The following is a 2,803-nucleotide window of genomic DNA, read 5'->3' as shown; positions in this document are numbered from 1 at the left end:
TACTTTAGGAATATTATAACAGCCAAGTTTCTGAATTGTGAAATAATTGAAGCAGAAAGGGGGCGAAACTATGATTGATATTTTAATAACTACATTAGAATTATGGTTAATCGGTACAAATTGATAGTAATAAAAATGTATTGCTTAATTCCTCTTAGTTTCAATCTTTTATTGCTTAAAAATCAATGAAAAGGAGTGTAATAATATGAAAAAAATTATTTCAATTATCACGATTTGCTGTATATTATTTGGTTTCGGTATCGGTTTAGAAAAAAATGTATTGGCTCAGAGTGGAAATCAAGGCATTGTTGTATCCACATCTGGAGAAGTTAATTCAAATGATTTGGTTCAACCTAACGCGGGCGCAGTTGCAATTTTTGTAGCAGGAGTTCTTGTTGGTTATGTAGTTGACGGAGTTATCCAATATGCTACTGGCTACTCAGCAGCGTATTGGATATCACTAGGGTTATCAAATATGGAAACAAAAATTAAAAATTATGTTAAATCATATAAACCTGTACAATTACATGTAAGCAGAGATGGTACTTTAAATGGATGTGTTACATTCCCATGTGCTGTCATGTCCTCTATTCCTACGTATGAATAAATACTTTTTAAGAACGTGATATCCTATGCGAACTTCATTACCTTATTTCATACTGACACTTGGTGTATTATGTTGGATCTTTTTATTTTCAGGAATCGCTAAGTGGTTGGAACTTCCAAGCTTTGATAGAATTTTGAATAGTATATTAGGGGATCCTAATTATATAAAAAATATAATTATAATTTTTGTTTTAATCCTATTACTATCTATTCTTTTATTTAGAATAGGTAGATTAAAACAAACCTGAAAATACCTTAAGCGATCCTTAATAAAATAATTTAAGTGAGCATAATAGCCGTCTAATCCGATTTTTATTATCGAATAGACGGCTTATTTTATTTAAAAATCACCAAATGTCTTTTATTAAGCGAATCATCATTCTTGGAATAAACATTAAAATGTTCCAAACCACTTCAAATAGGATTGAACCAGTAAGCTCACTTAGCACTTCTTTAAAAAAGCCGTCCTTTTTTTCTTTTTTGGTTTTCTTATTTTTCATTTTCTAACTCCACATTTAGTTAAATTACAATCCCAATCGGCTGAACACTTTTAAAGATGGATTTTACATAACATTCCTATTCAGGGAAAACTATATTATAATACTATTTTGACAATAAACTATCTTAATACAGATTAAGGAAAGGAAATTATAAAATGACCCTCTTGTATAAAAAAGAATATATTATCCCTCTTGTTATGCTCCTACTATTTTTATTAGTGACTTTTGAGCCTCAAGGATATGATTTCATCGCATTTGCTATTTGCTCGCTCTTATTATCTTACGCAGGTTTTTTAAAGAGAAAAAATATTTTTGATAAGATCTTAATCATTTCAGGTTTGATTTTATTTTTAGTATTTTGCGTTTGTTTTTTTATTCAATAAATTCGATTAAAATATATCCACAAAAGCACCCTCCATTTAATTGAATGGGGGGCTTTTTTCCCTATCCCATTACATTTGACAGTCGTTCCCCATCTATCTGAATCCTTTGTAAGAGTCGGCTAAGTCTCTCTTTCTAAACTAAGTAAAAAGCGTTTGGCTACGCCGAAGGGTTCTCCAGCGGGGGCTGGGCTAAAGCCCTTCACGCCCAAAACTTATTAGTAATTACTAGAGTTACATACAGGGGCTGCTCACCATCGGGAATAGGAAAGCAGAAATATGTAATGGCATAGTGGAGTATTTAATTAGCCAGTGTGCAGCAGGGTTTCTCGCATGGATAACTGTTCGGTCGCGGGCTGTTCTTGCCTTAGTTGTTTCAGGGCATGACGAAGCGTTCGATAGCCGGCGATCGGTTCCATCAAATCAAGGTGTTCTGCTACGAGTGTGTTCATCGACTCGGCGAAGCGTGTGCCGAGGTCTTTCTTTAGCCAGATGAGGTAGGCGATGTATTGCTCGACGGTTGTCCAGCCTGTTTTGGCGTTGCGGCCTTTGCCTGTTGTTGTCTTTAAGAGTTTCTTTGACTGCTTTAAAAGCTTGTTTAGGGAGCTGTTGGCAATGCCGATTTCTTCGCATAGCGCTTTTTGTGTACGCCAAATAAACGGCTCAGAAACTTGTTTTTCTGCCGTAATCCATCTGCTGATGTCTTGTTCCCATTCGTCTAAATGACTGCGCTCACGGTCTTTCCGTGCTTTTTTATGCTTGTACCAAACGTTTTTGCCAAAAGAGACAGGCATGTCCATTTTACTCGGGACATATAGTGCTAGTAATTGCTCGATATATTCCTTTTTAGGCCCGTGATAGCGCCCAGAGTATGCGGATTCTAGGAGTGTCTGGATGTCTTGTGTTTTTAGCGGTGCGCGCAGGCGTGAGTTGAATTCATCGAGTAAATCGAATGCATAGCCTTCATCCCGGCCGTCTTGATAGCACACTAAAGCCAGCGTGAATAAGTAATTATTCCGCCCAATTTGGCCTTTTTCACCTTTTACAGTGGTTGAAGAGACAAGCTGATAAAACCAGTCACTTTCGAGTAATGAGGTAGTCGTTTTTTTAGATGGCACGACGTATAGCTGACGACCACGATTATCATCGGCGCGCATGGACCAATCGATCAATTTTGCTGGGTGATACGTAGCGTTTTCGTTAAACCACACGACATTTTCGTCATTGGGCGTACGGAAAAAACCGAAGTCATTGCAGTACATGTCGGCTTCTACAGTGGCTAGACTGCGTTTTAAATTGTCGGCAATTCGTTTGGCC

The 2,803-nt window shown here is 36.9% G+C and carries 3 protein-coding genes; 1 reads left to right on the top strand and 2 read right to left on the bottom strand.

Annotated features, from left to right (window positions below):
* Window positions 1-205 precede the first annotated feature (205 nt).
* The gene (locus AC06OU_RS01750) at window positions 206-607 is read left to right on the top strand and encodes a hypothetical protein (RefSeq protein WP_475853570.1); all 402 of its coding nucleotides are present in this window, start codon (window positions 206-208) and stop codon (window positions 605-607) included.
* 346 nt (window positions 608-953) lie between these two features.
* Here the strand turns inward: AC06OU_RS01750 and AC06OU_RS01745 are convergent, their stop codons facing one another.
* Window positions 954-1,106 carry a hypothetical protein gene (locus AC06OU_RS01745; protein ID WP_475853569.1) on the bottom strand — a complete coding sequence of 51 codons (153 nt, stop codon included), beginning with the start codon at window positions 1,104-1,106 and terminating at the stop codon, window positions 954-956.
* A 685-nt stretch (window positions 1,107-1,791) separates the two neighbouring features.
* The coding region (locus AC06OU_RS01740) for a primase C-terminal domain-containing protein (RefSeq protein ID WP_475853568.1) at window positions 1,792-2,803 on the bottom strand (1,012 nt) is incomplete at its 5' end.

It is taken from the genome of Psychrobacillus sp. (genome assembly GCF_056205495.1).
The sequence above is the reverse complement of the archived record's forward strand: the minus strand, read 5'-3'. Positions and strand labels throughout refer to the sequence as shown.

Bases quoted from the DNA above. Each gene is read 5' to 3' on its own strand.
- AC06OU_RS01750 (WP_475853570.1), top strand. From the start codon at position 206: ATGAAAAAAATTATTTCAATTATCACGATTTGCTGTATATTATTTGGT.
- AC06OU_RS01745 (WP_475853569.1), bottom strand. From the start codon at position 1,106: ATGAAAAATAAGAAAACCAAAAAAGAAAAAAAGGACGGCTTTTTTAAA.